The sequence below is a fragment of the Cellulophaga sp. 20_2_10 genome, assembly GCF_023476645.1.
Taxonomy (GTDB): domain Bacteria; phylum Bacteroidota; class Bacteroidia; order Flavobacteriales; family Flavobacteriaceae; genus Cellulophaga.
Window position 1 is genome coordinate 1 of the sequence record NZ_JAMCOJ010000037.1, and the last position, 3,096, is coordinate 3,096.

The following is a 3,096-nucleotide window of genomic DNA, read 5'->3' on the forward strand; positions in this document are numbered from 1 at the left end:
AAAAGAAGTAGTGCCATTTTCAAACTCTATTTTTTCTCCCAGTAGGGTATAGGTGTCATCCCAACAAATATCTTCTAGGGTAAAGTTTCCTTTTTTATTTGTTTTAGTTTCAAAAACCAAGGTATTTTCTTTGTCTTTTACTTGTACCGCAGCATCTGCAATACTAGCACCCGTTTTAAGGTTTACCACAGTACCAGTAATGGTATTGTAACAAGTAAGGTTTAGTTCTTTTGTTTGTACAAAGCTGTAAATATCATCATAGCCTTTTCCGCCATCACGGTTAGAGGCAAAGAATCCTTTTTGTGTGTCTTCATCAAAAATCAAAGAAAAATCATCTTGCTTGCTGTTTACAGGTTTTCCAATATTTAAGATGTAAGAATCGTTAAAATTGTCGGTTACCTGAGTTGCAAAAATATCTAAACCACCAAGACCAGGATGTCCGTCAGAGGCAAAATACAAGATGTTATTTTTAGATACAAACGGAAACGTTTCTCTAGATTCTGTATTAATTTTATTACCTAGATTTAGCGGAGCACTAAAGGTGCCATCAGCAATAATATCTACCACATAAAGGTCAGACATACCACGAGTACCTGGCATATCAGAAGCAAAATATAATTTTGTTTCATCTGGCGATAGGGCAGGGTGAGCTACAGAATATTCATCGCCATTAAAAGGCAATTCTGTAATTTTTTTCCATTGGTCATCCACCTTAATTGCTCTGTATAGTTTTAATCTACTAACGCCATCTTTACCACGCGCAAACCTACCGTTATCCGAGTTGTTTCTAGTAAAATACATGGTGTTACCATCTTTGGTAAAAATAGCAGAAGACTCGTGTGTTTTTTTATTTAGTTTACGATCTAATTTATCTGCATGAATAGGAGTTCCTTCTTCATTAATTTGAGCAGCATAAAGGTTTAAAAACGGTTGGTTGTTCCACTCGTGAATAGAATTACGTACCGTTCCTGTATCTCTAGCAGAAGAAAACACTAACTTATTCATATAATAAGCCGGCGAAAACTCAGACACACTAGAGTTCATCTCAAGATTTTTTAGGTTGTAACGTCCAGAGTTTTTTTCAATTACTTGTAAATAATCTGCATTATTTTCAAATAAAGACGCTCTAGAATCGTACTGTTTAATTTGATCAAACTTACGCATCCAAGTATCCGAGGTATCATATTCTCCAATAGATTTTAGAGATAATGCGTACTTGTAAATTTCTTCGGGATCTATGGTAGCCTCTTCTAAGTTTACTAATTTCCCATACCATTTAGCGGCATTTTCATACCTAGCATTAAGGTAATTAGAGTTGGCAAGTTTTCTGTAAATGGTTTCAGATGTATATCCAAGATCAATCAATCTTTCGTAGACATCTATGGCCTCGGCATATTGATAGCTCTCAAATTTATCATCGGCCCTTTTTTCTTTTTTAGATTGCGCATTAGACAGCGCACAACAAAATAAAAAGGCAAGTGTTATATATTTAAATTTCATTTATTTTGTTTTTAGAAGAATCTAGGTGTAATTACTTTTTTGTATCTCGATCTTAACTCATATCTTAAAAACACTTCAAAAGAACCATCGTTAAAAGAAGAATTTCCAAGATCCGTAGTTTCTTTATCGTAAGCGAGTCCTAACATTAACTGTTCACTAAGTTGAAACCCAACAAGAGCACTTACAGCAGCATCCCAACGGTAAGCGGCACCAAAGCTAAACTTATCTCTAAGTAAAAAAGTAGCCGATAAATCTGCTTGTAAAGGCGCTCCTTTAACTGCTTTAATAAGCGCAGCAGGTTTTAGTTTTAAATCTCTGTTTAACTCAAACACATAACCAGTAATTAAATACCAGTTCATACGTTCTACGGCAACAAAAGAGCTGTTAGTTCCCCCAGAATTATCAAAATGTTCTGTTTCTAAAAAGTTAGGAACAGATAATCCTGTGTAGAATTTATCGGTATGATAATAAATACCCGCTCCAAAATTGGGAGAGAATTTTTTATCGATATCGCTGTATCCAGCAGGAGTAGACTCTTGTCTGTAATTGGCAAGTTTAGAAAAATCGAGGTTTAAGAAATGTCCCCCAGCTTTAAGTCCAAATGATAATTTACCTTGATCACCAGTTGGTACCGTGTAAGAGAAAGCAGCATCTACGTAGGTATCTTGATTGGTACCATTCCCAATTTCATCGTGTACCACAGATAACCCAAGTCCGACTCTTCTAGAGACAGGTGTGTTAAAGTTAAGCGTCTGGGTTGTAGGAGCACCATCTAGTCCTACCCATTGCGATCTATGCAAAGCAGCAATACTAAATACGCCTCTAGACCCTGCGTAAGCAGGGTTAATGGCAATAGTGTTATACATATATTGAGTGTATTGCGCATCTTGCTGCGCAGAAGAGTTCTGCACGGCAAGAAATATTAAAACAATACTTACTAATAATTTTCTCATAATTTATGATTTATGCGTTTAATGGTTGTGTTTAAAATTATCTATTTAGATATAAATATCCAGCTTTAGATTTGTTCTGACCGTTATTATTGTAATTAATAATGTAGTAGTAAACTCCAGCCGGTAGTGTTTCGTTTTTCTTAACAACGACTCTACCATTAGAGATACCTTTAAAAACATTAGTACCACGATCGTATGATTTGGTTTCAAAAACAATAACACCCCATCTGTTGTAGATTTGTACGGTATTGTTAGGAAACTGTTCAATATTAATAATTCTAAAGTATCCATCATCTACACCAGGCCCAACAAGGTCGTTGTAAATAGAGATATCACAAGGAGCACCTTCAGGAGGCGTACCACCAATATTATCACAAGGATCAAGAGGATCAGTTTGGTCAGTCACTTCTTTACCATCAAGAATTAAATCACCATCTGAATCAGGGTTAAAAGGATCTGTACCTAAAGCAGCTTCTTCCGCATTAGTTAACCCATCCATATCACAATCACTAGCATCAAGTGGCGTACCACCGTTAGAATCACAATCATCAAGCGGGTTGGTATTGTCGGTAACTTCTTGTCCGTCAAGAATAGTATCACCATCTGTATCAGGATTATTAGGATCAGTACCTAAAGTTACTTC

Annotated in this window: 3 protein-coding genes; all 3 read right to left on the bottom strand. The window is 35.9% G+C overall.

Translation table 11 applies throughout. The features are described 5' to 3' along the window. A partial coding sequence (locus M4I21_RS18375) for a carboxypeptidase regulatory-like domain-containing protein (protein ID WP_249560685.1) occupies positions 1-1,500 on the bottom strand: 1,500 nt, incomplete at its 3' end. Positions 1,501-1,511: 11 nt separating this feature from the next. Next, positions 1,512-2,453 carry a PorP/SprF family type IX secretion system membrane protein gene (locus M4I21_RS18380; protein ID WP_249560686.1) on the bottom strand — a complete coding sequence of 314 codons (942 nt, stop codon included), beginning with the start codon at positions 2,451-2,453 and terminating at the stop codon, positions 1,512-1,514. A 37-nt stretch (positions 2,454-2,490) separates the two neighbouring features. Next, the coding region (locus M4I21_RS18385; RefSeq protein ID WP_249560687.1) for a T9SS type B sorting domain-containing protein at positions 2,491-3,096 on the bottom strand (606 nt) is incomplete at its 5' end.